Genomic DNA, 24,038 nt, shown 5'->3' on the forward strand with positions numbered 1-24,038 from the left:
CCTGTACCGGTAAGTGAAGCGGCAAGTGCGATCTGTAGCAGCTGCCGAGCCTGCGAGGCTGCGTTCGGCTGCGAAGCAGTCGTGAAATCAAACGACGCGGTCTTGCAGATATACCGTGCACTCATGTTTTACGACGGCTGCGCCGCCGAACGCAGCCTCGCGCTGCTCGGCAGCTGCTACAGCCGGACGCAGCCTTCGGCTCATGACGAACTCGAATTCAACAGGAGTTACAAATGGCGAAGAAACCCAGGTCAGCCACCTTCATCAAAGACCCGCTCTGGTACAAGGATGCGGTGATCTACCAGGTTCACGTTAAGTCTTTTTTTGACTCCAATAATGACGGGATCGGCGACTTTCCCGGCCTTATCGCCAAACTCGATTACATTGCCGATCTGGGCGTCAACACTATCTGGCTGTTGCCGTTCTACCCCTCGCCACGCCGTGACGATGGCTACGACATCGCCGAATACCGTGGCGTGCACCCCGATTACGGCACTCTGGCCGATGCCAAGCGTTTCATTGCCGAGGCCCACGAACGCGGCTTGCGGGTGATTACCGAACTGGTCATCAACCACACCTCGGACCAACACCCGTGGTTCCAGCGTGCGCGCAAGGCCAAGCCCGGCTCGGCGGCCCGCGACTTCTATGTCTGGTCGGACAACGACCAGAAATACGACGGCACTCGCATCATCTTCCTCGACACCGAAAAGTCCAACTGGACCTGGGACCCGGTGGCCGGTCAGTACTTCTGGCACCGCTTCTATTCCCACCAGCCGGACCTGAATTTCGACAACCCGCAAGTGATGAAAGCGGTGCTGTCGGTGATGCGCTACTGGCTCGACATGGGCATCGACGGCTTGCGGCTGGACGCGATCCCGTACCTGATCGAGCGCGACGGCACCAACAACGAAAACCTCCCCGAGACCCACGACGTCCTCAAGCAGATCCGCGCCGAGATAGACGCCAATTACCCCGATCGCATGCTGCTGGCCGAGGCTAATCAGTGGCCGGAAGACACTCAGCTGTATTTTGGTAACACCGACGCCAAAGGCCAGAACGGCGACGAATGCCACATGGCGTTTCACTTCCCGCTGATGCCGCGCATGTACATGGCGCTGGCCCAGGAAGATCGTTTCCCGATCACCGACATTCTGCGCCAAACTCCGGAAATCCCTGCCAACTGCCAGTGGGCGATTTTCCTGCGCAACCACGATGAATTGACCCTGGAAATGGTCACCGACAAGGAGCGCGATTACCTGTGGAACTACTACGCGGCCGACCGTCGGGCGCGGATCAACCTGGGGATTCGCCGGCGTCTGGCGCCATTGATGGAGCGTGATCGCCGCCGTGTGGAGCTGCTCAACAGCCTGCTGCTGTCGATGCCCGGAACGCCGACCTTGTATTACGGCGATGAAATCGGCATGGGTGACAACATCTACCTCGGCGACCGCGACGGTGTGCGCACGCCGATGCAATGGTCAATAGACCGTAACGGCGGCTTTTCCCGCGCCGACCCGGCCAGCCTGGTGTTGCCGCCGATCATGGACCCGCAATACGGCTATCTGTCGGTCAACGTCGAAACCCAGGCCGGTGATCCTCATTCATTGTTGAACTGGACCCGGCGCATGCTCGCGATACGCAAGCAGTCCAAGGCTTTTGGTCGCGGCACGCTGAAGATGCTGTCGCCGAGCAATCGACGGATTCTGGCCTATACCCGCGAATTCACTGGCGCGGACGGCAAGCACGAGATCATTTTGTGCGTGGCCAACGTGTCCCGCAGCGCGCAAGCAGCGGAGCTGGATTTGTCGGCGTATGTCGGCATGGTCCCGGTGGAGATGCTCGGCGGCAATGCGTTCCCGCCGATCGGCCAGTTGAATTTCCTGCTGACGCTGGCGCCTTACGGCTTCTATTGGTTCGGCCTGGCGGCAGAGAACCAGATGCCGAGCTGGCACGTGGAGCCGGCGCAAAGCCTACCGGATTTCACCACCCTGGTGCTGATGAAGCGTATGGAAGAGCTGCTCGAAGCACCGTCCCGGCAATCGTTGGAGCAGGGCATTTTGCCGAGCTGGTTGCAGAATCGCCGCTGGTTCGCCGGCAAGGACGGCACCATCGACAGCGTCAATCTCGCTTACGGCGTGCGCTTCGGCGACCCGCAGCATCCAGTGTTGTTGAGTGAAATCGACGTCACCAGCGCTGGCCAGACCAGCCGCTATCAGTTGCCGTTCGGCTTTATTTCCGAGGAGCAGGTCGGCGCGGCGTTGCCGCAGCAATTGGCGCTGGCAAGGGTCCGGCGCGGTCGCCAGGTCGGCCTGATCACTGACGCCTTCAGCCTCGACAGCTTTGTTCATGCGGTGTTGCAAGGGTTGCAGGCCAGCACGGTGCTGCCGTCGGACGGAGGCGAGATCCGTTTCGAGCCAACCGACGAATTGGCCAAACTGGGGCTGAGTGCCGAGTCGGAAGTGCGTTACCTGTCTGCAGAGCAATCCAACAGTTCGGTGGTGATCGGCGCCAGTCTGGTGTTGAAGTTGATCCGCAAGGTCGCGTCAGGGGTACACCCGGAACTGGAAATGAGCGCGTACCTGACCCATGCCGGTTTCAAAAATATTTCGCCGCTGCTGGGGGCGGTGATCCGTCGCGATGCGGCGGGTGAGGACACGCTGTTGATGATTGCCCAAGGCTATTTGAGCAATCAGGGCGATGCGTGGGAGTGGACACAGAACAATCTCGAACGGGCGCTTCGCGATGAGCTCGCCGATGCCGTGTCCGAACAGGAACAGCACTACAACGCCCTCGGCGAGCTGAAGGATTTTGCCGGCATGCTCGGCCAGCGCCTGGGGGAGATGCATCAGGTACTGGCGACCCCGAGCGCCAACCCGGACTTTGCCCCACACATCATGAGTCAGAAAGATGCCCTGGCCTCGGCCAAGGACGTGGCGGCGCAGCTGGAGCATGCACTGAAGCTGCTCAAGCAACATCAAACAGAACTGAGCGCGGCGGACCAGACGTTGGTCAGCCGATTGCTGGACAACAAAAAAGCCATTCTCGGTCATGTTCAGGAGTTGGGTAAAAAGACTGCTGGCGGCTTGCGTATTCGCGTCCATGGCGACTTGCACCTGGGGCAAGTGCTGGTGATCAAGGGCGATGCCTACCTGATCGATTTTGAGGGTGAACCCGCGCGGCCGCTGCGTGAGCGCCGCGGTAAACACAGCCCCTATAAAGACGTCAGCGGCGTGTTGCGCTCCTTCGATTACGCCGCGGCGATGGCGATAAATGTACACAACGTCGACAACACGGCGGATGCCCAGGCGGCGCGTCAACGGGTCGCCGATCGCTATTTGAAAGAGGCGCGACAATCATTTGTCGACGCTTATCGGCTGGCGGCAGCTAGTCTTGCTCATGCATGGCAAGATCCCGAAGGCGAGGACGCTGCGCTGGCGTTGTTCGGGCTGGAGAAGGCGGCTTATGAAGTGGCTTATGAGGCGGAAAATCGCCCCACCTGGCTACCGGTGCCGTTACACGGTTTATATGGATTATTGAGTGGGCTTAAACCCTTTTCCGATCTTGGTGGAGAGTAGTCATGAGTTTCTCGAACAAGGAACAGGGGCACGTTAAAGAGGCGCTGCTGCCCAGGGCGCGGGACATCGACGCATTGGTACGCGCCGAACATCAGGATCCCTTCGCAATTCTCGGCCCGCACAGCGATGGCGCTGGCGGGCAATTCATACGGGCCTATCTGCCGGACGCCTTGAGCGTGCAGGTGGTGGACAAGGCGTCCGGGGAAGAACTCGGCAGCCTTGAGGCGACCCAGACTCCGGGGTTGTTCGTCGGGCACTTCGAGCGGGCCCAACCCTATCTGTTGCGGACCCGTTGGGCCGGCGGCGAGCAACTGGCCGAAGACCCTTACAGCTTTGGCCCGTTACTCGGCGAGATGGATTTGTACCTGTTCGCCGAGGGCAATCACCGGGATCTGAGCAGTTGCCTCGGCGCGCAGTTGAAGATGGTCGATGGCGTGGAGGGTGTGCGCTTCGCCGTGTGGGCGCCGAACGCCAGAAGGGTCTCGGTGGTCGGCGATTTCAACGTCTGGGACGGTCGTCGGCATCCGATGCGCCTGCGCCATCCCACTGGGGTCTGGGAGTTGTTCATCCCGCGCCTGCAAGCGGGGGAGGCCTACAAATACGAAATCCTCGGCGCCCACGGCATTCTGCCGCTCAAGGCCGACCCGGTGGCCCTGGCCACAGCGCTGCCGCCAGACACCGCGTCGAAAGTCGCTTCGCCGCTGCAAGTCGACTGGCAGGATCAGGACTGGATGCAGTCGCGGGGCGAGCGTCAGCGAACCAGTGCACCGCTGTCGATCTATGAGTTGCACGCCGGTTCCTGGCAATGCGAGCTGGATGACCTGGGCGAAGTCGCCCGTCAGTACACCTGGCCCGAGTTGGCCGAGCGGCTGATTCCGTATGTCAAAGAGCTGGGTTTCACCCACATCGAACTGATGCCGATCATGGAGCATCCGTTCGGTGGCTCCTGGGGTTATCAATTGTTGTCGCAGTTTGCCCCGAGCGCCCGTTACGGCTCGCCGGATGAGTTCGCCGCTTTCGTCAACGCGTGTCACCAGGCCGAAATCGGCGTGATCCTTGATTGGGTGCCGGCGCATTTCCCCACCGATGTACACGGCCTGGCGCAGTTCGACGGCACCGCGCTGTACGAATACGGCAACCCGATGGAGGGCTTTCACCAGGACTGGGACACGCTGATCTACAACCTGGGCCGCACCGAGGTGCACGGCTACATGCTGGCGTCGGCGCTGCACTGGCTCAAGCATTTCCATGTCGATGGGCTGCGGGTCGACGCAGTGGCGTCGATGCTGTATCGCGATTACTCGCGCAAGGCCGGCGAGTGGGTGCCCAACCGTCACGGCGGTCGGGAAAACCTGGAAGCCATCGATTTCCTGCGTCATCTCAACGACGTAGTGGCGCTGGAAGCACCGGGTGCACTGGTGATTGCCGAGGAATCCACCGCGTGGCCGGGTGTCAGCCAGAGCACGCAACAGGGCGGGCTGGGTTTTGCCTATAAGTGGAACATGGGCTGGATGCACGATTCGCTGCATTACATTCAGCAGGATCCGGTGTACCGCGCCCATCATCACAATGAACTGAGTTTCGGCCTGGTGTATGCCTGGTCCGAGCGTTTCATCCTGCCGATTTCCCACGACGAAGTGGTACACGGCAAGCATTCGCTGATCGACAAAATGCCCGGCGACCGTTGGCAGAAGTTTGCCAACCTGCGGGCTTACCTGAGTTTCATGTGGACCCATCCGGGCAAGAAACTGTTGTTCATGGGCTGCGAGTTCGGCCAGTGGCGCGAGTGGAATCACGATCAGCAACTGGACTGGTATCTGCTGCAATACCCGGAACACCAGGGTGTGCGCAAACTGGTCGGCGACTTGAATCGGTTGTATCGCGAAGAGCCGGCCCTGCACGATCAAGACGATGTACCGCAGGGTTTCCAGTGGTTGATCGGTGACGACGCGATCAACAGCGTTTATGCCTGGCTACGCTGGAGCAAGGAGGGCAGGCCGGTATTGGTGGTGGCCAACTTCACCCCGGTGCCGCGTCAGTCCTACCGCGTCGGCGTGCCGTTTGCCGGGCGCTGGGTCGAGTTGATCAACAGCGACGCCGACACCTATGCCGGGTCCAATTACGGTAACGGTGGCGGGGTGTTCACCGAGGAGGAACCGAGCCATGGGCAGGCACTTTCCCTGGTGTTGAATTTGCCGCCGTTGGCGGTGTTGATCCTGCGACCGGAGGGTTGATCGAAAAGATCGCAGGCTTCGCCGGCTCCTACAGGATCGGGTCGCCCCAGGTGGGCGGGACAACGTTGAACTGTAGGAGCTGCCGAAGGCTGCGATCTTTTGATTTTTTACCAACGCATCCGCACCCCAAGGCTACCAATCAACCCATTCAAATCATTGTCATCCACATTGCTGCTGTAATCGGCGCTGACGTACAGGCTGACCAAAGGCGTCACTCTGGCCACTAATCCCAGACCCACATCCACCGTTGATGAATTGCGACTGCTGCTGATTTTGTCGACCTGATCCAGGCTCACGGTATTACCGGTGTACACCGTGTGCCACACGTTGGTCCGCACATAGGGTTCGACCGGCAAGCCATTGATATCGTAACTGCCTTTCAAGCGTGCACCGACCCGTCCGCTCCAGGACGTCAGGTCGCTGGACGAGGCGTTGCCTGACCCGGCATACGGCGTATCCAGCGTGATGCGTTGATTGATCAACTGCGCCTGGGGTTCAACCACCCAGTTTTCGCTCAGGCCTATCGGGAAACCACCTTCCACCGACACTGTCATCGCGCTGCCTTCGGTGGTTTGTCGCACACCCTGGTCGTTGCGGCTAAAACCGCTGACCCGGCCGCCGCTGGCCGTCAAGTCGACGTGCCAGCCTTGCGGCCCGGTCAGGCTCCAGTAGGCACCAAGGCTTTGACCTTGAAGGTTGAGCGTGTCGTGGCTGGGGTCGGCGAGGGCGCGGCTGGTCAGCAGGCCGTTTTCGTTGCCCTGGAATTGAGCGGTGCCGCCGATCAGTCCGACCCGTTGGGTACTACCGCTGTTGCTTTGCACGGTCAGGAGCGCCGGGCCTTTGAATTCGCTGGCTCCGGGGATCGTGCCCTGGGCCAGATAATCGGTTTGGGCTTGCCGCGACGTCGGGCCATAGGCGTGGTCCCAGGCCAGGGGCGCAGCGTCTTCGATCGTCAGGCGTGAGCTGGGTAAGTCTGAGTTGACGCGTAAGCGGTCGGGATACGTGGCCAAGCCGAAGGGCAAGGTAATTGTCGGCGGTTGCTGGCTGTACCAGGGCGTTGTTTCGTCCTCGGCAGACGACGCTCGCACCTCCATGGATGAGCACAGCAGGAGTGAACCGGAGACAACGCAAAAAGTGAATTTTATCTCTTGTGGGGTGAATGAAGTTCTCATGGAGGTCTACCTTGCAATCGCATGCGTATCTCGCTGTGGCGTCTCTCCTACCCCGAATGAGGGGCGACCGAATGGATTGAGGCAAGGTCCGACCCGCCCGTTTTACGGGTGTCTGGAGGCTTGCCCCTGATGGATTTCCGGGGGTAGTAAGGACTAGCTAAGAAGACCGATGGTGTTGCGTCAAGAAAATGGCCGATAAGTGGTATGGCTATTTTAGAGTCTGTAAGTGACTGATTTTTGGCGCTGATCTAAGTTGTTGTTTGTGCGAAAAATCATCCTGAAAGGTGCAATCCAGACGTGTTGGGTAGTGGGCTATCGGTTGCGTGACAGATGAGCAGTGCAAAATTCATGAGCAAGTCCGTGACGTGATTACTGTCATTTTTTCTGCTTCAGGCAGCAGTTCTTGGCGCCTGTCGCTTGACGGTCTTACAGGCGCACCTCCACCGCCAGCGGCAAATGGTCCGACAGGTGCGTCCAGGGCTTGTAGCCGAGTATGCGTGGCTCATGGCTGCTGGCATTGCGCAGGTAGATGCGGTCCAGGCGCAACAGGGGAAACCGTGCCGGGTACGTTTTCGCTGGGCGGCCGTGGTGGCGTTCGAATGCTTCATGCAGGTAGTCGCGTTGGGCGAGGGTGGCATTGCCTTGCAACTGCCAGTCGTTGAAGTCGCCGGCAATGATTACCGGGGCGTCGTCTGGCAACGATTCGAGTAACAGGCAGAGCAACTGCAGCTGGAGTTGTCGATGGCTTTCCAACAGGCTCAGGTGCACGCAAATGGCATGCACTTCAGCATGGCCCGGCACATCCAGCACACAGTGCAGCAAACCGCGCCGCTCGGGGCCGGTGATCGAGACATCGAGGTTGCGAAATTCGCGGATCGGGTATTTCGACAGCAGGGCATTGCCGTGATGGCCGTCGGGGTAGACCGCGTTGCGACCGTAAGCGAAATCGCTCCACATACTGTCGGCCAGGAATTCGTACTGCGAGGTCGGTGGCCAGTCGTTGTAACGGGAAGAATGGCGGTCGTGCTCACCGACCACTTCCTGCAAAAACACCAGGTCCGCCGACGTACTGCGTACCGCTTCGCGCAGTTCCGGGAGGATGAAGCGTCGGTTGAGGGCGGTGAAACCCTTGTGAGTATTGACCGTCAGTACTCTGAGTCGGCGAATCGCCGGGGGCGTGTTCGATGGCACTGATTCGACGGCTTGGCGTTCGGCATCGTGGGTCACGTTCACTCCTCTGAATCAGGGCTGCTGTATGTATGCGACTGATGCGTGGGCGAGCAGTTCAGTTTGAGCTACGCCAATCCATGTGGGAGCGGGCTACTGTGGCGAGGGGGCTTGCCCCCGTTGGGTCGCGAAGCGGCCCCAAAAGCTTTGCGACTGCTTCGCAGCCGAACGGGGGCAAGCCCCCTCGCCACAAAAGCCCCCTCGCCACAGAAAACATTCTTCGAGTCATTCAGACAAACACAATTTCATACGGCAACCGCATGCGTTCCAGAATCACTCGCGGCAGCAGCGGGGCGATGCCGATCGCCGGTTCGCCGTCGAGCTGGCTGGCGTAGGCATAGGTGGCGTGGCTTTTGCGCGCGACAGTCCAGGTGTCGAGGCGTAGCTTGCGCGCGCGATGCCAAGGAAGTTGCCCGTGGTCGCGCATCGGCCAGTGCCAGGCCCAGACCGGTATTTCGTTGAGCGTCGCCCCGACCAGGGCGGCGGCCCTGGCGCTGGCCCGGCCGACAGCGTCGTGGTCGACGTTGCCGTCTTCGCGCCAGGTGGTGAACACCACATCGCCGGGGCGCAGGTAGCGGACGATGAATTGGGTCAATTCTGACTCCCGCTCGTCCAGAGCGTTGTCGGTGAAGCCGCCGCGAATCCACTTCAGGCTGTGCATCGGCAAGCCTAGCCGGCGCAAGGCTTCGACACTTTCCTGGGGGCGGAACACGCTCAGGCGTTTTTCCGACCACTGTCGCGACCCCGGATGGCTGGCGCTGCCATCGGTAATCGAGATCAGTTGCAGAGGATGACCAAGGGAGCACAACAGTTGCAGCAGGCCGCCGCAAGTCACCACTTCATCGCCGGGATGCGGGGCGATCACCACCGCGCGAGCTCCAGTCGGGACCAGTGTTTCGGTGTTGATGACGGGGATGTTGTCCAGTTGTGGGGCGCTGTTCCAGATCTGCGCAGACAAGCTGTTTTCGCTGATGGAAACCGGTTTCATAGGCGCTACATCCTTGTTCTGTCTGGCCCTCAGTCGTGCGCAATGCTTGCAAGGACGCAAGCCTGGCAGACCCGTGAAGGCGGGTAGATAGCAATGTGCGGCGCTCCGAACCCTGGATTGCCGCGGTCAGAGTATTGCCCATGAAACGCTATTCGTCGCCTCAGCCTTTGGTCTGATGCCGTTTTTTTAACCCTGGCTGTGTCGGGGTTCGCAAAAAGTCACCGAAACCGTCCCTTGGTAGCAGCTGCCGAGCCTGCGTTCGGCTGCGCAGCCGCCGTAAAACCTGAGTGCACGGTATATCTGCAAGATCGCATCGTTTGACTTCACGACTGCTTCGCAGCCGAACGCAGCCTCGCAGGCTCGGCAGCTGCTACAGATGTTATGGCGATCACTTTCACTCTTCTTCCTCATGCTGCAGTTCAAACAACAGCAGCGAACGGCCAGTAACCGAGTATTGGCGACCAAACTCAAAACGTTCCTGGCCCCGAATCGACGGTTGATTGGTATCGATCATGCAGGTCCAGAAACCGCCGTCAGGCACTTCCGGCAGCAGGAAGTTGACGATGTCATGGTGCGCGTTGACCACCAGCAGCAGGGTTGCGTCGGCACCCTTGCGGCGAATGCCGGTTTCCTGGGCGCGGCCATCGAGCAGTATGCCCATGCAGCGACCGTGGCCTTCTTCCCATTGCTCATTGGACATTTCGCTGCCGTCCGGGGCCAGCCAGGTCACGTCCTTGACCCCGATGTCCTCGTTGTAATTACCCACCAGGAAGCGCCCGCGCCGCAGGATCGGATAGGCCAGGCGCAACTTGATCAGGCGTTTGACGAACTTGAGCAGCGCCTTGCCATCTTCGCTCAGGTCCCAATTGACCCAACCGATCTCGCTGTCCTGGCAATAGGCATTGTTGTTGCCTTTCTGGGTGCGGGCGAACTCGTCGCCGGCCACCAGCATCGGCGTACCCTGGGACAGCAGCAACGTGGCGAAGAAGTTGCGCATCTGCCGCAGGCGCAGGGCATTGATCTCGGGATCGTCGGTGGGGCCTTCGACGCCGTGGTTCCACGACAGGTTGTTGTTGCTGCCGTCCTGATTGTTCTCGTCGTTGGCCTCGTTGTGCTTGTCGTTGTACGACACCAGATCGTTGAGGGTGAAGCCGTCATGGGCGGTGACGAAGTTCAGCGAGGCATACGGTCGACGGCCGCGCTGGTTGAACATCTCTCCGGAGGCGGTCATGCGGCTGGCGAAGTCGGCGAGCTGGCCGTCGTCACCTTTCCAGAACGCGCGCACGGTGTCGCGAAATTTGTCGTTCCATTCGACCCAGCCCGGCGGGAAGTTCCCGACCTGATAACCGCCGGGGCCACAGTCCCAGGATTCGGAAATCAATTTCACCTGACGCAGCACCGGGTCCTGACGACAGGCAACAAGGAAGCTGTGCCGTTCGTCGAAGCCGTCATGGTAGCGGCCGAGGATGGTTGCCAGATCGAAACGGAAACCGTCCACGTGCATTTCCGTGGCCCAGTAACGCAGCGAGTCAGTGACCATTTGCAGCACGCACGGGTGGCTCAGGTCCAGGGTGTTGCCGGTGCCGGAATCGTTGATGTAGTAGCGTTTGTCGTCGGGCCTCAAACGGTAGTAAGAGGCGTTGTCGATGCCGCGCATGGACAGGGTCGGGCCTTGTTCGTTGCCCTCTGCGGTGTGGTTGTAGACCACGTCGAGAATCACTTCCAGATTGGCCTCGTGCAGGTGCGCGACCATCTCCTTGAACTCGGCGATCTTGCCGCTGGCCAGGTAGCGCGGGTCCGGGGCAAAGAACGCGATGCTGTTGTAACCCCAGTAATTGGTCATGCCTTTGTGCAGCAGATGCTGGTCGTTGACGAAGGCATGGATCGGCAGCAACTCCACAGTCGATACGCCGAGCTTGCGGATGTGTTCCAGCACGTCATCGACCATCAACCCGGCGAAGGTGCCACGCAGATTCTCGGGAACGGCGGGGTGAAGCATGCTGAAACCGCGTACGTGAGTCTCATAAATGATCGTCTTGTCCCATGGCACGCTGACCCGATGGTCATGGCCCCAGGTGTGGGCCGGGTCGATCACTTTGCACTTGGGCACGAAGGGCGCGCTGTCCCGCTCATCGAAACTGAGGTCGGCGTCGGGGTGGCCGATGGTGAAGCCGAACAACGCTTCGGACCATTTCAATTGGCCGACCAACTGTTTGGCGTAGGGGTCGATCAGCAATTTGTTCGGGTTGAAGCGATGACCGTTGGCCGGGTCGTACGGCCCGTACACGCGATAGCCGTAAATCAGCCCCGGATGGGCGTCGGGCAAGTAGCCGTGGTAGATCTCGTCGGTGTATTCCGGCAGCTCGATACGCTCCAGTTCCACCTCGCCGGCATCGTCGAAGATGCACAGTTCGACCTTGGTCGCGTTAGCCGAAAACAGCGCGAAATTGACCCCCAGGCCATCCCAGGTCGCACCTAGCGGGAAGGGCAAGCCTTCTCGGATTCGCGAGGCCTCGTGAGGTTCGGGCGCGGTTTTCTTTGGACTGGTCATAGCTGCTCCTGCAACGTTTTTTTTCGAGGGCGAATGCGCTCTCGGTGGCGAGCGGACTCGCCACGAAGTCAATCAGGACAAGACAGTGAAGCGTCAGACCTCGGGTGGTTTACGCGCGGTGCGCGGCTTTTTCACTGTGGTTTTTTCGCCCGGCGGGATCACTGCCGAAGCAGCAGCGGGTTTGGCTTTGGGCTTGGCGCGGGGTTTGGTTTCGAGGCCCTTGCCATTGACCAGCTTGCCGTCGGGTTTGCCGGCCGCGGGCTTGGCGCTTGCGGTTTTGCCGCCGCTGGCTTTGGCTGGTTTGCCGGGCGCCAGGGCTTCGGCCTCGGCCAATTTGCAGGCCATCTCCCAATGACGGGCTTCCTGACCCTCGGGCTTTCCTTCGGATTCCCAGATTTGATAGGCAAATTCGCGAATGCGTTTTTCGTCGGTACTCATCGCAATGCTCCTGAACTGAACTCAAGTTTGGGTAAAGAGATTGACCGGGAAATCCCCCAGCGCGGCGCCGACCATCAGCTCCTTGTGTTTTGTGACTGCGACGCTGGTAAAAAGTCCCTTCAGATTTTCTTCGGTGGCCGTGAACGGCAATTTGATTCGGGTATCGCCCCACAGCGACGCGTCAATCTGGGGGGCGGCACTGTTTTCCAGCAGTCCGGCACAACGTATCGGTACGGCCACGATGGCCCGTTTTCCCTGCCATTCTCGAGCAAACGCCAGTACCCGGTGAGCCTGGCTGCCAATCACTTCAAGGGCTTGATAAGTGCCTTTTTGAAACAGTTCGGCATGCTCGGCACGTCGGTTTAACGCCCGGGCGATCAAGGTTTGCTTGATGCGCCCGTTACGCCAGTTCGCCAACAGAGCGGGCAGGTCAAGCGGTAGGTGCATGGCCTGCTGACGGCTGACGTAATCCACCGGCCGGCGGTTATCCGGATCGACCAGGGTGAAGTCCCAGAACTCGTTGCCCTGATAGAGATCCGGCACTCCCGGCACGGTCATTCGCAGCAAGGTTTGCGCCAATCCATTCAGTGCACCCGGGACGGCAATGCGTTGAGCGGCTGCCTCGATGGCCGCGCGCAATGGCTGACCTTCGTGGCTCAGCAGCAGGCGTTCGAGAAACCCGTGGGTCGCCTGTTCATATACCTCGTTTGACGCGCTCCAGCTGCTTTGCAACTTGGCTTCGCGCAGGGCTTTGCGTTGCCACTGCCAGAGGCGTTTGGCGTAGTCCTCGAGCGCAGGTTGATCGTCGCTACACAATTCCAGTGGCCAACTGCCGAGGATTGCTTGATAGAGAATCAGCTCGTCGCCCGCCGAGGGCGCGCCGGGGTCGCTGCGCAGTTCGCCCGCGAGGGTTCGCCAGTGCTCGACCTGTTCGGCGTACCAGGCGCTGCGCTCGCTCAACACCGCCAGCCGCGCGCGGGTGTCTTCACCGCGTTTGTGGTCGTGGGTCGCAGTGGCCAGCAGGTTGTCGGGGAACTCGGCGAGGCGATTGGCGCAGGCGGCATGGAAGTCGGCAACCGGGGCGCTGAACTGCTCGGTGTTGTAGCCGACATCGTTGCGCGACAGCAGCACCGCCGAGCGATAAAGCGCGGTGTCTTCCACCGCTTTGGCCGCCGTCGGTGAGGTCAGTTGCTGGAAGCGCACGCACGCATGCTTGAGCAGTTTACGTGGACGGCCCACCGGGCGCTTGCGCCAGGGTTGGCCACCGAGCCAGCCGGCCAGGCAATCGAGCACCGGCCAGTCGGCCTCGCCAAGGGTTTGCCTGGCACCGGCCATGGCCTGCTGGAAAAACACCTCATCCTGGGCCGCGCGACCCAACGGGCTGATGTAAGTGCGGTACACCGGGAAGTGCACGATCAGTTCCTGCAAGGCCCGTCGGATCGCGCCGAGGGTCAGGTCCCGGGTCATCAGGTCGTCCCGGGCCACCTGCAACAGGGCGTGGGCAACACTTTCGAAATCCCCGGCGAGGGAGCCGTTGAGAATCTGCTGGCGCGCCAGTTGTGCTTCCTGGCGGAAATCGGCGGGCCGTTCGCTGTGCCGGCTCCAGAGTTCGCCCAAAGTCTGGGCGCCTTCGGGGGCGTGTTGCAGCAGCGACAACTGGTTCATGAATTCGTAACCGGTACTGCCATCGACGCACCAGTCGCGGTGCAGGGTTTCGCCTTCGCCGAGGATCTTTTCGACGTAGATCGGCAGGTGTCGGCCGGGTGCCAGTCGATCGACTCGACGTCGCAGTTTGCGACAGTAGCCCCGCGGGTCGGCGAGGCCGTCGATGTGGTCGATGCGCAGTCCGTCGACCAGACCTTCGGCCACCAGCTCGAAGATTTTTGCATGGGTCGCTTCGAACACCGCCGGCCGCTCGACGCGCAGGCCTCCCAGTTCATTGATATCGAAAAAGCGCCGCCAGTTGATGTCGTCCGCCGCGGTGCGCCAACTGGCCAGGCGATAACTCTGTTGCTCCAGCAGGTTATGCAGGCGCTGGAAACCGTCGGGAGTGAGCGAGTCGTAAGTGTCGAGGGTGTGCTGGATGGCGTGCAGAATGGCCGGATCACTGGCCAGTTCCCGTAGCTCGGCTTTCAGTGGAATCGCCAGGCTGTACACGTCGGACTGATAACTCAAGGTGTCGAAGCGATCTGCCAAGGATTTGAGCCGTTCAGCCTGCTCGGCATTCAATCGGTCATCGGCCTTGAGCAGTTCGCCGTAGTCGGTGGGGCATATCGGGAAGTGGTGTTCATAGTGCTCGGCATGAAAGGCGCCGCGCCGGGTATCGAAACGCAAGGGCAGGGTGCCGTCCTGCAAGGCGATGCCGTAGTCGCTGCCCAGAAAAGGCAGCAGCAACTGGCCTTCCATCAACGGATCGGGCGAGTGCCATTGAATGTCGAAGAACTCGCCGTAAGGGCTCAGTCGTCCCCATTCCAGCAAGTCGAGCCACCAGGGATTGTCGCCCCCGCCGACGGCCATGTGGTTGGAAACGATATCGAGGATCAGCCCCATGTGCTGTTCGCGCAACGCAGCGACCAAACGGCGTAACGCCGCTTCGCCGCCCAGTTCAGGGTTGACCGTGGTCGGGTCTACCACATCGTAGCCGTGCATGGAGCCGGCGCGGGCGGCGAGCAGCGGCGAGGCATAGAGATGACTGATGCCCAGGCTGGAAAAATACGGCACCAGCGGCACCGCTTGATCCAGGGTGAAGCCTTTATGAAATTGCAGCCGCAGGGTCGCCCGCAGCGGCTGGCTGAGCGGTTGATTCATTGGTCACGCTCGGCCGCCTGAAGTCGCGCACAGGCGAGCAGTTCCAGGCGGCGGGCGGCGTCCGGATCATCGAGCAGGCTTTCGCTGTCGCCGGGCAATCGGCGGGACCAATTGGGGTGGGTGTCGGTGGTGCCGGGCAGATTGGCTTGCTGTTCGATACCCAGGGCATCTTCCAGCGGCAACAACACCAGCGGCGCGCGGGTATGCCCGAGGAACCGGATGGCGGCGTCGAGCACCTGATCGGTTTCATGGTGCTCTTCGCGAAAGTTCTGCGGGTCCTGGCTCAGCACCCGGCGCAAGCCTTCACGCTCGCGTTCGCGATGTTGACGCCATTCGATTTCACCCGTGGCGTCGACCAGGCCCAGGCGTGCGCTCCAATCGATATCGCGGCCATGCCACCAGCCATTGAGCGTCGGCAGGTCGTGGGTGCTGGTGGTGGCCAGGGCGTTGTCCGGCCAGTCGAGAATCGGTTTGAAGTGCGTGTTGTCCTGTTCGAACAACAGCACGCGCATGCCGAGGATCGAGCGCGCGATGAGTTTTTCGCGCAGGCCATCAGGCACGGTGCCGAGGTCTTCACCGAGGACGATGGCCTGATGCCGATGGGATTCGAGGGTCAGAAGGCGCAGCAGATCATCCACCGGATAATAAAGGTACGCTCCGTCGCTGGGCGGTGCGTCTTTAGGGATCACCCACAGCCGTTGCAGGCCCATGACGTGATCGATGCGCAGGCCGCCGGCATGGGCGAAATTGGCCCGCAGCATTTCGATGAACGCGCGAAAGCCGTTACGCACCAGACCTTCGGGGGAAAACGCGGAAATCCCCCAGCCCTGGCCGGTGCGGTTGAGGATGTCGGGTGGCGCACCCACGGTCAGCGAGGCGAGTAATTCGTCCTGGCGACTCCAGGCCTGGCTGCCGCCGCCGTCAGCGCCCACCGCCAGGTCGGCGATCAGGCCGATGCCCATGCCGGCACCACGGGCGGCGGTTTGTGCGCGCTCCAGGCTGCGCGCAATCAGCCATTGGCAGAACGCGTAATAGCCGATGCGGGCCGAGTTTTCTTCGGCAAATTGCGCCAGAGCGGCGCTGCGCGGGTTACGCCATTGTTCGGGCCACTCGCGCCAGTCGAGGCTTTCACCGCGCCTTGCACGGGTTTCCTGGATCGCTTCGAAACGGCAATGATTCTCCAGCGCTTCGCCACCGGCGTGACGGAAGCTGCTGAAGTCGGCATGCAAGGGGTGTGCGCCGTGGGTGAATCCTTCGTACAAGGCTTCCAGTAAGCGATGTTTGGCCTCGGCGGCGGTGGGCCAGTCGATCAGCGGCAATGCCTCGAGGTGCTTGAGTTCGGCGGCAAGGTCGGTGGCGTCGATCGCGGTGCGCAGGGCACGCTCACCGAGAATCGCACCGGGCGCCGCGTACAGGCTATTGAGGAACAAACGGCTGGACGGCGAGTAAGGGCTGTAACGCTGGGTGTCGCCGCTGAACATCGCATGCAGCGGGCTGATCGCCAACGCTTCGGCGCCCCGTTCGCCGGCCACCCGGGCCAGATCTTCGAGGGCCTGGGTGTCGCCGAAACCGCCATCGCCGGGGCGGCGCAGCGAATATAACTGCACGCTCAGGCCCCAGGCGCGCGGGGTTTGACTGTCAACGGCGTCGCCGACGCTGTAGCAGCGCTCGGGCGCCACCGCCAGGGTGAACGATTGATCGTCGATGCTGACGTGCTGATAACCCACCGGCACCAAACCGGGCAACACAGCGTTGTCATCGAGCTTGAGGTTGAGCCGCGAGCCGTCTTCAAGATGGATCTCACACGGGGTTTGCGGTGCGAAGTAGTGGGCCAGATCAAGACCGACGCCAACGTCGCAGGTCAGCAGCGGCGGCAGGTGCCGGGTTTGTTGCACCTCCTGCAGTTGCAGCAGGCTGGCGTCGATTTCCTGGGCGGTGCTGGCGGGATGGCCAAGCCCGGCCAGCACTGAACGCAGCACCGCCGGCGTGACTTTTTGTGGCCGGCCGTTGGCGTCGATCCAGTCGACGGCCAGGCCGGCTTGACTGGCCAGTATTTCCAGTTGCGCATCGCTCATGGTCGCTCTCCATCCGGGGGTAGCAAAGGGGCTGCGGCTGTGAGGCTGACGAGCGCGCAATACGGGGCAAGGGTGCCCTGATCCAACAGACCGGCCGAGTGCGGCGGGTATTCGAACAGCAGTGTCGCGTCGGCCTGTGGGGAGTGGACCACGGGTGCGTCGCTGAGGTTCAGGTCAATGCGCAGCTGACTGCCATCGCCCAACCGCCAGCGGGCCGTCACCGCGCCTTCGGCCAGTACCTGCGCACCCAGCGCGTGAGCGCCGGGCAGCTGCGGGATGATGTGTTGATGGCGGATTTGCAGCAGCCGACGATACAGCTCATGAATGGCCGGTTGCCGGGTGGCGGTCAGCTTCGGCCGCGACGCTTCGAAAGTCTGCATCGCGTTCGGGTCGGGAATCTGCTCGCGTTTGTGCGGGTCGGCAAAGGCGCTGAAGGCTGCGAATTCATTGCGTCGACCTTCGCGCACCAACTCCGCCAGCTCACCATGGTGGCTGGTGAAGAACAGGAACGGTTGTTCGGCGGCGAACTCATCGCCCATGAACATCAGCGGAATCATCGGCGACAACAGCAGTAACACGGTGGCGGCGTTGAGGGCCTCAGGCCGGGCCAGTTGATGCAGGCGCTCGCCAAAGGCGCGGTTGCCGATCTGGTCGTGGTTCTGCAGGAACAGCACGAAGGCCGTCGGCGGCAAGTGACCGCTCGGCTCACCGCGCGGCGTACCGTGGCGGGTGATATGGCCTTGAAACACGAAGCCCTGGCTCAGGCAACGGGCGAGTTGTTCGGTGGGGTTTTGGGCATAGTCGGCGTAATAGGCGTCGGTTTCACCGGTGAGCAACACGTGCAGGGCGTTATGGCCATCGTCGTTCCACTGCGCATCGAAACCTTGCTCCAATAGGCTGGCCTGGTTGTGCTCGTTTTCCGCCATCAGCCACACATGCCGCGCTGGGTCGATTTGCCGGCGAACCCGTTGCGCCAGCTCTTGAAGGAAGTCCGGGTCTTCGATGGCGTGCACGGCATCCAGGCGCAGGCCGTCGAAACGGTACTCCAGCAACCACATCAACGCGTTGTCGATAAAGAAGTCACGCACCTCGCGCCGGCGGAAGTCGATGGCTGCGCCCCACGGGGTGTGTTGGTCTTCGCGGAAAAAGCCTTTGGCATAGCGATGCAGGTAATTGCCGTCCGGGCCGAAGTGGTTGTAGACCACGTCGAGAATCACCGCCAGGCCATAGCCGTGGGCCGTGTCGATCAGGTGTTTGAGTTGTTCGGGCGAACCGTAGGAGGCCTGCGGTGCGTAAGGCAGAACCCCGTCATAGCCCCAATTGCGCTCGCCGGGAAACTGCGCCAACGGCATCAGTTCGATGGCGGTAATCCCCAACTCGACCAAGCGCGCCAGATGCTGCTCGACCTCGCTGAAACCGCCGAGCGCACCAACATGCAGTTCGTAGATCACCGCCTCGTTCCATGGCCGACCTAGCCAGGCACTGTGTTGCCAGCGATAGGCGAGGGGATCGACCACCACACTGGGGGCGCCGATATCGCCCGCCTGGGCGCGGGAAGCCGGGTCCGGTACGTCCAGCTCACCATCGATGTTGTAGCGGTAGAGGGTCCCCGCGGGACAGCGGGTCTTGATCACAAACCAGCCGTCGGCCTGAGGCAGCAGTGGCAGGGATTGTCCGTTTTCCAGTTCAAGACTGACGTAAAACGCATCTGGCGCCCACAAGGCAAAACGCGTGTGTTCAGCGTCCAGCATGATTGCGCCGTGGGGCCAGGTTTCAAGAGTCCGTAACGGCATCGTTGAAAACCTCTTACTGTTTGCCCGATTTACCCAGCGCTTTAGCCACCAGTTGTTCGTAGAGTTCGGCGTAGGGTTCGACCGCCTTGCACCAGTTGAAAGGCGCCGCCATGGCCCGGCAACGCATGGCGTTGAGCAGGCCGGGGAAGGCGAACACCTTGAACGCGCGGCTCAGGGCTTCGCGATAGCTCTCCACGGTGGATTCGTCGAAAAGAAAACCGGTCACGCCGTTTTCAATGGTGTCGGCCAGGCCGCCGGTATTGCGCGCCACCGGCAATGAACCGAAGCGCTGGGCATACATCTGGCTCAGGCCGCAAGGTTCGTAACGCGAAGGCATCAGCAGGAAATCACTGCCGGCAAACATCCGGCGGGCGTCGGTTTCATTGAAGCCGATGTGCACGCCGATTTGCCCGGGGAAGCGCAACGCCAGCTCACGCATGGCTTGTTCTTCTTCCGGTTCGCCACGGCCGATAATCGCGATCTGCCCGCCGTTGGCGACAATGTATTCGGCCACCGCTTCGGTCAGGTCCAGGCCTTTCTGGTAGACAAGTCGCGAGACCACGGCGAACAGCGGGCCTTCGGAATCATCCAGGCCGAACAACCGGCGAACGTGCGCCGCGTTGACTGCTTTACCGTCCCAGTCGCCGATGCCGAACGGGCAGAACAGGTGCGGATCGGTGGCGGCGTCCCAGCTTTCATCGATGCCATTGGGAATCCCGCTGAGCAGACCTTGCTGGGTCTTGGCGGCGAGAAAACCGTCGAGACCGCAGCCGAAGGCCGGCGTGGTGATTTCCTGGGCATAGGTGGCGCTGACGGTGGTGATGTGACTCGAGTAGGCCATGCCGGCCTTGAGGAACGACATCTTGCCGTAAAACTCCATGCCTTCCTGCTGCAAGGCATGCACGGGAATACCGAGTTCCGGGCACGAACCGAGGCTGGTGACGCCCTGGTACGCCAGGTTGTGGATGGTGAATAGGGTCGGGGTGCGTTGGCCACGCCAGTGCATATAGGCAGGGGCCAGGCCGGCGGGCCAATCGTGGGCGTGCACCAGATCCGGGCACCAGTGAATTTGTGCGAGGTTGGCGGCGATATCGGCGGCCGCAAGGCCCAGGCGGGCGAAACGAATATGGTTGTCTGGCCAGTCACGGCCATTGTTGGCGCCGTAGGGTGAACCTTCGCGCTCGTACAGTTCAGGGCAGATCAACACGTAAATGACCAGGCCGTCGGGCATGTCCATGCGCCCGATCTTGCAGGGCGGCAGCGCGGCGTGCCCGCCCAGTTCACCGATGATATGAATCGGATTTTCGCTGTTCAGCACTTGCGGGTAACCGGGGATCAACACCCGGACATCGTGCAGGTGGGCCATCGCTCGCGGCAGCGCGGCGGAAACGTCGCCCAGGCCTCCGGTCTTCACCAGGTCGGCAATCTCCGAGGTAACGAACAACACTTTCTTCTTGTTGGGATTCTGACGGACTACCGGTGCCAACGCCTTGGTGACCGGGACGCTGACCGATTTGGCGGTAAGGGCTCCCACGGTGTTGGCTTCGCCGACCTGCTGAAGAGCACGTTCTCCCTGAACATCTAACGCCGTACTGATCATATGCATCTCCCCGTGTTGTTGATCTGATTCCAGGCCTGGCACAAACGGTGTTGGCCAATTCCTGTGGCCGGGCGCAAACGCGCTACGCATCGGTGAGCAAGTGCTGCCCATGCGCTGAAGCTCAATGGGTGAAGTGGCTGTTGCAAGGAATGCACCAGTCGCTGTGCCCTACCTTTCAGCTGACCTGAAGCCAGCACCAAAAGTTTCTATTTATTTCACCGAATGACCAGTCGGTTTTATTCCCCGAAAACAGTCTAGGCCAGAACCTAGAGCGGGGTGGTCAACCGGACAAATTGTTCGACAATCGGTTGGAGGAGGGTACAAAACACACGGGCTTTATGGGGAAACGCACCGACGAAGGGCAGGTTTGTTTTTTGGGGTGGGTCAAATCGGGACCGGGAGGTCACGATAGTTGGGCACGATGGAATAGGGATTGCACCATTGCGGTGCGCAGAATTTAGGGGGGGATTTGAGGGCCTCTTCGCGGGCAGGCCTCGCTCTCACAGGGGAATGCATTTCACATGTGGGCGCGCGGCTTGCCCGCGAAGAACGATAACGCCGTCTCAGCCCAACAACCGAATCGGCGCCCCGGCCGCCCAAGCCTGAATGTCCTCGATCATCTGCGAAAAGAACAGCTGATAGTTCTGTCGGCTGACGTACCCGACATGGGGTGTGGCCAGCACATTGTCCAGGGTTCTGAACGGATGATGGCGGGGCAACGGCTCGTGCTCGAACACATCCAGCGCAGCACCCGCCAGGCGTTGTTTCTGCAGGGCCTTGATCAGCGCCGCTTCATCGACAATCGGCCCGCGCGCGGTATTGACCAGCCATGCCGTGGGCTTCATCCAGTCCAGCGCCTGAGCGTCCACCAACCCGCGACTGCGCTCGCTGAGCACCAGATGGACCGACAGCACATCAGCCTGTTCGAACAGTTCCTGCTTGCTGACATAGGTCACGCCGACTTCGGCCGCTCGTTCACTGGTGAGGTTTTCGCTCCACGCAATGACGCGCATGCCGAACACCTGGCCGAATTGGGCGACCCGTTGACCGATGCTGCCCAGGCCGAGGATCGCCAGCGTCTTGCCCTGCAAGTCGCCGCCCAGGCCTTGCTGCCAAAGGCCCGCGCGCAAGGCGTTGGCTTCGGCCACCAGGTTGCGGGTCGCGGCCATGATCAGTGCCCAGGTCAGTTCTGGCGCGGCATGTTTGTAGCTGTCGGTGCCGCAGACCTGGATGCCCAGCGCGGCGGCGGCCTTCAGGTCCAGGGCGGCGTTGCGCATGCCGCCGGTGACCAACAGTTTGAGGGTGGGCAAGCGGCGCAGCAGGTCTTCGTCGAACCGGGTGCGCTCGCGCATCACGCAGATCACCTCGAATGCGCCCAGGCGCTCGGCCAGGGTTTCGTTGTCGGCCGGGTAGTCATGGATAAAACTCACCTGGCCGATGCTGTCCAGCACCGACCAGTCCACCACGTCACGCGCCACGTCCTGCCAGTCATCGATCACTGCAATCTGCACCGCCATCAGCCTTACCTCATCAACGAACGGGATTGGTTTTGTTCAGCCAGTCGGGAAACCCATCCAGCCTAGTGTGGCCATTGCCAACACGCCATAGCGGGCACCCTTGGCGAGGGTCACGATCATCAGGAAACGCCCCAGCGGTTCGCGCATGACGCCGGCCACCAGTGTCAGCGGGTCGCCGATGATCGGCACCCAGCTCAGCAGCAAGGACCAATGACCGTAGCGCTGATAGTGTTTTTGGGCTTGTTGAAGATGACGAGGGCTGACCGGAAACCAGCGCCGCTCGCGAAACCGCTCGATGCCGCGCCCCAGCCACCAGTTCAGCAGCGATCCCAGCACGTTGCCCAGCGTTGCCACTGCCAACAGCGACCAGAGCCAATACCGGTCGCTGAGCAACAGCCCCACCAACACCGCTTCGGACTGCAAGGGCAGCAGGCTCGCGGCGCCGAACGCCGCGAGAAACAACCCGATGTAGGCGCCGAACATCAATGGGCGGGGTAGTCCGCCACCACGACGTCAGTGCCATCCTTTTGCAGACCGATCACCTGGTAGGCGTCGCTCATGCCGTCCATTTCCATCCCAGGCGAGCCCATCGGCATGCCGGGTGCGGCAACCCCCAACAGATCGTCGCGCTTGCTCAAGGCCAGCACTTGATCGGCCGGCACATGGCCTTCGACGAACTTGCCGTTGATCAAGGCGGTGTGGCACGACGCCAGGCGAGGCGGCACGCCGTGTTGTTGCTTGAACTGGCTCATGTCGGCTTCGACGTGGTCTTCGACCTTGAAGCCGTTGGCTTCCAGATGGCTGACCCATTTTTTGCAGCAGCCGCAATTGGCGTCGCGGTGCACTTCGATCGGGATCAGGTCGGCGGCCTGGGCCAGGGAGGAGATGAAGAGGGCGCTCAGGGCGGCCAGACGCAGGTGGATTCGCATGGGAGTCTCGTCTCGGGTTGCGGCCAAAAAAGATGCATTTTGACTCTTTTATCCGACTGGGCATTGCGCGAGTGTTTCTAAGTTATACAAGGTCGGCTGGCCAGATCATCACAGATCAATGCTGTCAGCTGAATGAGCGCGCAATGACAAAATTGTCAGGTTTGCCTCCTGAGCGTCGAAAACCGGTGCTCAGTAGGCAACAGTCAACGCACCTTGAACCGATCCGCATGTTCGTTGACGCGCTGGGTGACGGGCGCTGTAAGGCGGTAAGTGTCGAGGCTGATAAAAACGAACTAACTAACGCGTACATAAAGTTGTTTTTAGTTGTCCGCTGCTCTATTTGCAAGGTCATCTGGGTCAATGAAAAAAGGCGTTTTTTGATAAGTATCGTAAATGTATAAAAATTGTTAAAAAGAGGAAATATTAGTTGGTGACACTAGTTTGCGCGTCGATACTCGCCCGCACCTAACTCGGTCAAACAAGGAACTTTTTATGGTCGCCCCACAAGGACGTCTGTGTGTTTTGGATGATGGTCATCCGGTCACGCAGTCGGGAGCCCGGTCATGACAATCGGTTACACAGGTAGCTGGACGAGCAAGGCAGGATTACTGGTCAGGGATGCGGGCAGCAGCAAGCCTGTCACCCATAGCGCCAGGGTCAAGCAGATGCTGGCAATGGTGGGAAACAATCCTAATGCGCTGAACACGGCGAAAATGGATGAACAGAAACTGCACCGGAACATCAAGGGCTTCGATCCGGAAAATGTCTCCGCCAAGCAACTGGGCAATCTCAGTGCCTTCTTGAGAAGCAAAGGACTGATTTCCGATATTACTTCGATGACCTTATTGAATGCCGGTGACAAGTTCGATCGGTTTGGCGTACAGAAAGATCCGGATGCGAAGTTCAATGCACTGGAGTATTTCGCCACACAACTGGACGCCATCCAGAGCAACAGCATCAAGGGTGACAAGTACGCCGCTGGCTTGATCCCGGAATACAAGACGGCGATCTACGTACTGCAGAACCTGCAAACTTACGGCAAGGGCAACGGAACAACGGTGGCGCCCAATGACAAGGGCGTCAAGTCCAGGGCCTGACGTTTGGCTGCATTGGCCCGCTCGAGCTGTCGAG

At 60.8% G+C, this 24,038-nt stretch carries 15 protein-coding genes; 3 read left to right on the forward strand and 12 right to left on the reverse strand.

Annotated features, from left to right (window positions below; all coding sequences use genetic code 11):
- Positions 1-233 precede the first annotated feature (233 nt).
- Together treS and glgB are read left to right on the forward strand one after the other, a co-directional pair.
- Positions 234-3,575 carry a maltose alpha-D-glucosyltransferase gene (treS, locus tag AC1RL4_RS10595; protein ID WP_230172582.1) on the forward strand — a complete coding sequence of 1,114 codons (3,342 nt, stop codon included), beginning with the start codon at positions 234-236 and terminating at the stop codon, positions 3,573-3,575.
- 2 nt (positions 3,576-3,577) lie between these two features.
- Positions 3,578-5,809, forward strand: coding sequence for a 1,4-alpha-glucan branching protein GlgB (glgB, locus tag AC1RL4_RS10600; RefSeq protein ID WP_230172583.1), 2,232 nt, complete (start codon positions 3,578-3,580; stop codon positions 5,807-5,809).
- A gap of 107 nt (positions 5,810-5,916) precedes the next feature.
- Here the strand turns inward: glgB and AC1RL4_RS10605 are convergent, their stop codons facing one another.
- From AC1RL4_RS10605 to AC1RL4_RS10660, 12 genes are all read right to left on the reverse strand, one after another.
- The gene (locus AC1RL4_RS10605) at positions 5,917-6,981 is read right to left on the reverse strand and encodes an autotransporter domain-containing protein (protein ID WP_026345922.1); all 1,065 of its coding nucleotides are present in this window, start codon (positions 6,979-6,981) and stop codon (positions 5,917-5,919) included.
- A gap of 426 nt (positions 6,982-7,407) precedes the next feature.
- Positions 7,408-8,208: an endonuclease/exonuclease/phosphatase family protein gene (locus tag AC1RL4_RS10610; protein ID WP_019579262.1), complete on the reverse strand. Its 801-nt coding sequence runs from the start codon at positions 8,206-8,208 to the stop codon at positions 7,408-7,410.
- A gap of 229 nt (positions 8,209-8,437) precedes the next feature.
- Positions 8,438-9,196, reverse strand: a complete 759-nt coding sequence (locus AC1RL4_RS10615) for a PIG-L deacetylase family protein (protein WP_019579261.1) — start codon at positions 9,194-9,196, stop codon at positions 8,438-8,440.
- A gap of 394 nt (positions 9,197-9,590) precedes the next feature.
- The gene (gene glgX / locus AC1RL4_RS10620) at positions 9,591-11,747 is read right to left on the reverse strand and encodes a glycogen debranching protein GlgX (RefSeq protein WP_019579260.1); all 2,157 of its coding nucleotides are present in this window, start codon (positions 11,745-11,747) and stop codon (positions 9,591-9,593) included.
- A gap of 93 nt (positions 11,748-11,840) precedes the next feature.
- The gene (locus AC1RL4_RS10625) at positions 11,841-12,185 is read right to left on the reverse strand and encodes a DUF2934 domain-containing protein (protein WP_019579259.1); all 345 of its coding nucleotides are present in this window, start codon (positions 12,183-12,185) and stop codon (positions 11,841-11,843) included.
- A 21-nt stretch (positions 12,186-12,206) separates the two neighbouring features.
- Positions 12,207-14,993, reverse strand: coding sequence for a malto-oligosyltrehalose synthase (locus AC1RL4_RS10630; RefSeq protein WP_230172586.1), 2,787 nt, complete (start codon positions 14,991-14,993; stop codon positions 12,207-12,209).
- The gene (gene malQ / locus AC1RL4_RS10635; protein WP_096480124.1) at positions 14,990-17,068 is read right to left on the reverse strand and encodes a 4-alpha-glucanotransferase; all 2,079 of its coding nucleotides are present in this window, start codon (positions 17,066-17,068) and stop codon (positions 14,990-14,992) included. Before malQ ends, AC1RL4_RS10630 begins: the two co-directional genes overlap by 4 nt.
- Positions 17,065-18,861 carry a malto-oligosyltrehalose trehalohydrolase gene (gene treZ / locus AC1RL4_RS10640; protein WP_096480125.1) on the reverse strand — a complete coding sequence of 599 codons (1,797 nt, stop codon included), beginning with the start codon at positions 18,859-18,861 and terminating at the stop codon, positions 17,065-17,067. Before treZ ends, malQ begins: the two co-directional genes overlap by 4 nt.
- Positions 18,862-18,874: 13 nt before the next feature.
- Complete coding sequence (gene glgA / locus AC1RL4_RS10645; RefSeq protein ID WP_019579255.1) at positions 18,875-20,461, reverse strand: glycogen synthase GlgA; 1,587 nt, start codon at positions 20,459-20,461, stop codon at positions 18,875-18,877.
- Between the two features lie 563 nt (positions 20,462-21,024).
- Positions 21,025-21,978 carry a D-2-hydroxyacid dehydrogenase family protein gene (locus AC1RL4_RS10650; RefSeq protein WP_019579254.1) on the reverse strand — a complete coding sequence of 318 codons (954 nt, stop codon included), beginning with the start codon at positions 21,976-21,978 and terminating at the stop codon, positions 21,025-21,027.
- Between the two features lie 36 nt (positions 21,979-22,014).
- Positions 22,015-22,461: a YqaA family protein gene (locus AC1RL4_RS10655; protein WP_028940491.1), complete on the reverse strand. Its 447-nt coding sequence runs from the start codon at positions 22,459-22,461 to the stop codon at positions 22,015-22,017.
- Positions 22,461-22,907 (reverse strand): DUF411 domain-containing protein, encoded by a 447-nt coding sequence (locus tag AC1RL4_RS10660; protein ID WP_230172587.1) that lies wholly within the window; start codon positions 22,905-22,907, stop codon positions 22,461-22,463. The genes AC1RL4_RS10655 and AC1RL4_RS10660 overlap by 1 nt, the downstream gene beginning before the upstream one ends.
- 563 nt (positions 22,908-23,470) lie before the next feature.
- Here AC1RL4_RS10660 and AC1RL4_RS10665 point away from each other — a divergent pair.
- On the forward strand, positions 23,471-24,004 hold the full coding sequence (locus AC1RL4_RS10665; RefSeq protein WP_019579250.1) for a hypothetical protein: 534 nt from the start codon (positions 23,471-23,473) through the stop codon (positions 24,002-24,004).
- The last annotated feature ends 34 nt before the right edge of the window (positions 24,005-24,038 follow it).

The sequence above is a fragment of the Pseudomonas sp. GW822-FHT07A10 genome (assembly GCF_058798795.1).

Excerpts from the sequence above, each read along its gene's own strand:
- treS (WP_230172582.1), top strand. The coding sequence starts at position 234 with ATGGCGAAGAAACCCAGGTCAGCCACCTTCATCAAAGACCCGCTCTGG.
- glgB (WP_230172583.1), top strand. The coding sequence starts at position 3,578 with ATGAGTTTCTCGAACAAGGAACAGGGGCACGTTAAAGAGGCGCTGCTG.
- AC1RL4_RS10605 (WP_026345922.1), bottom strand. The coding sequence starts at position 6,981 with ATGAGAACTTCATTCACCCCACAAGAGATAAAATTCACTTTTTGCGTT.
- AC1RL4_RS10615 (WP_019579261.1), bottom strand. The coding sequence starts at position 9,196 with ATGAAACCGGTTTCCATCAGCGAAAACAGCTTGTCTGCGCAGATCTGG.
- glgX (WP_019579260.1), bottom strand. The coding sequence starts at position 11,747 with ATGACCAGTCCAAAGAAAACCGCGCCCGAACCTCACGAGGCCTCGCGA.
- AC1RL4_RS10625 (WP_019579259.1), bottom strand. The coding sequence starts at position 12,185 with ATGAGTACCGACGAAAAACGCATTCGCGAATTTGCCTATCAAATCTGG.
- AC1RL4_RS10630 (WP_230172586.1), bottom strand. The coding sequence starts at position 14,993 with ATGAATCAACCGCTCAGCCAGCCGCTGCGGGCGACCCTGCGGCTGCAA.
- malQ (WP_096480124.1), bottom strand. The coding sequence starts at position 17,068 with ATGAGCGATGCGCAACTGGAAATACTGGCCAGTCAAGCCGGCCTGGCC.
- treZ (WP_096480125.1), bottom strand. The coding sequence starts at position 18,861 with ATGCCGTTACGGACTCTTGAAACCTGGCCCCACGGCGCAATCATGCTG.
- glgA (WP_019579255.1), bottom strand. The coding sequence starts at position 20,461 with ATGATCAGTACGGCGTTAGATGTTCAGGGAGAACGTGCTCTTCAGCAG.
- AC1RL4_RS10650 (WP_019579254.1), bottom strand. The coding sequence starts at position 21,978 with ATGGCGGTGCAGATTGCAGTGATCGATGACTGGCAGGACGTGGCGCGT.
- AC1RL4_RS10655 (WP_028940491.1), bottom strand. The coding sequence starts at position 22,461 with ATGTTCGGCGCCTACATCGGGTTGTTTCTCGCGGCGTTCGGCGCCGCG.
- AC1RL4_RS10660 (WP_230172587.1), bottom strand. The coding sequence starts at position 22,907 with ATGCGAATCCACCTGCGTCTGGCCGCCCTGAGCGCCCTCTTCATCTCC.
- AC1RL4_RS10665 (WP_019579250.1), top strand. The coding sequence starts at position 23,471 with ATGACAATCGGTTACACAGGTAGCTGGACGAGCAAGGCAGGATTACTG.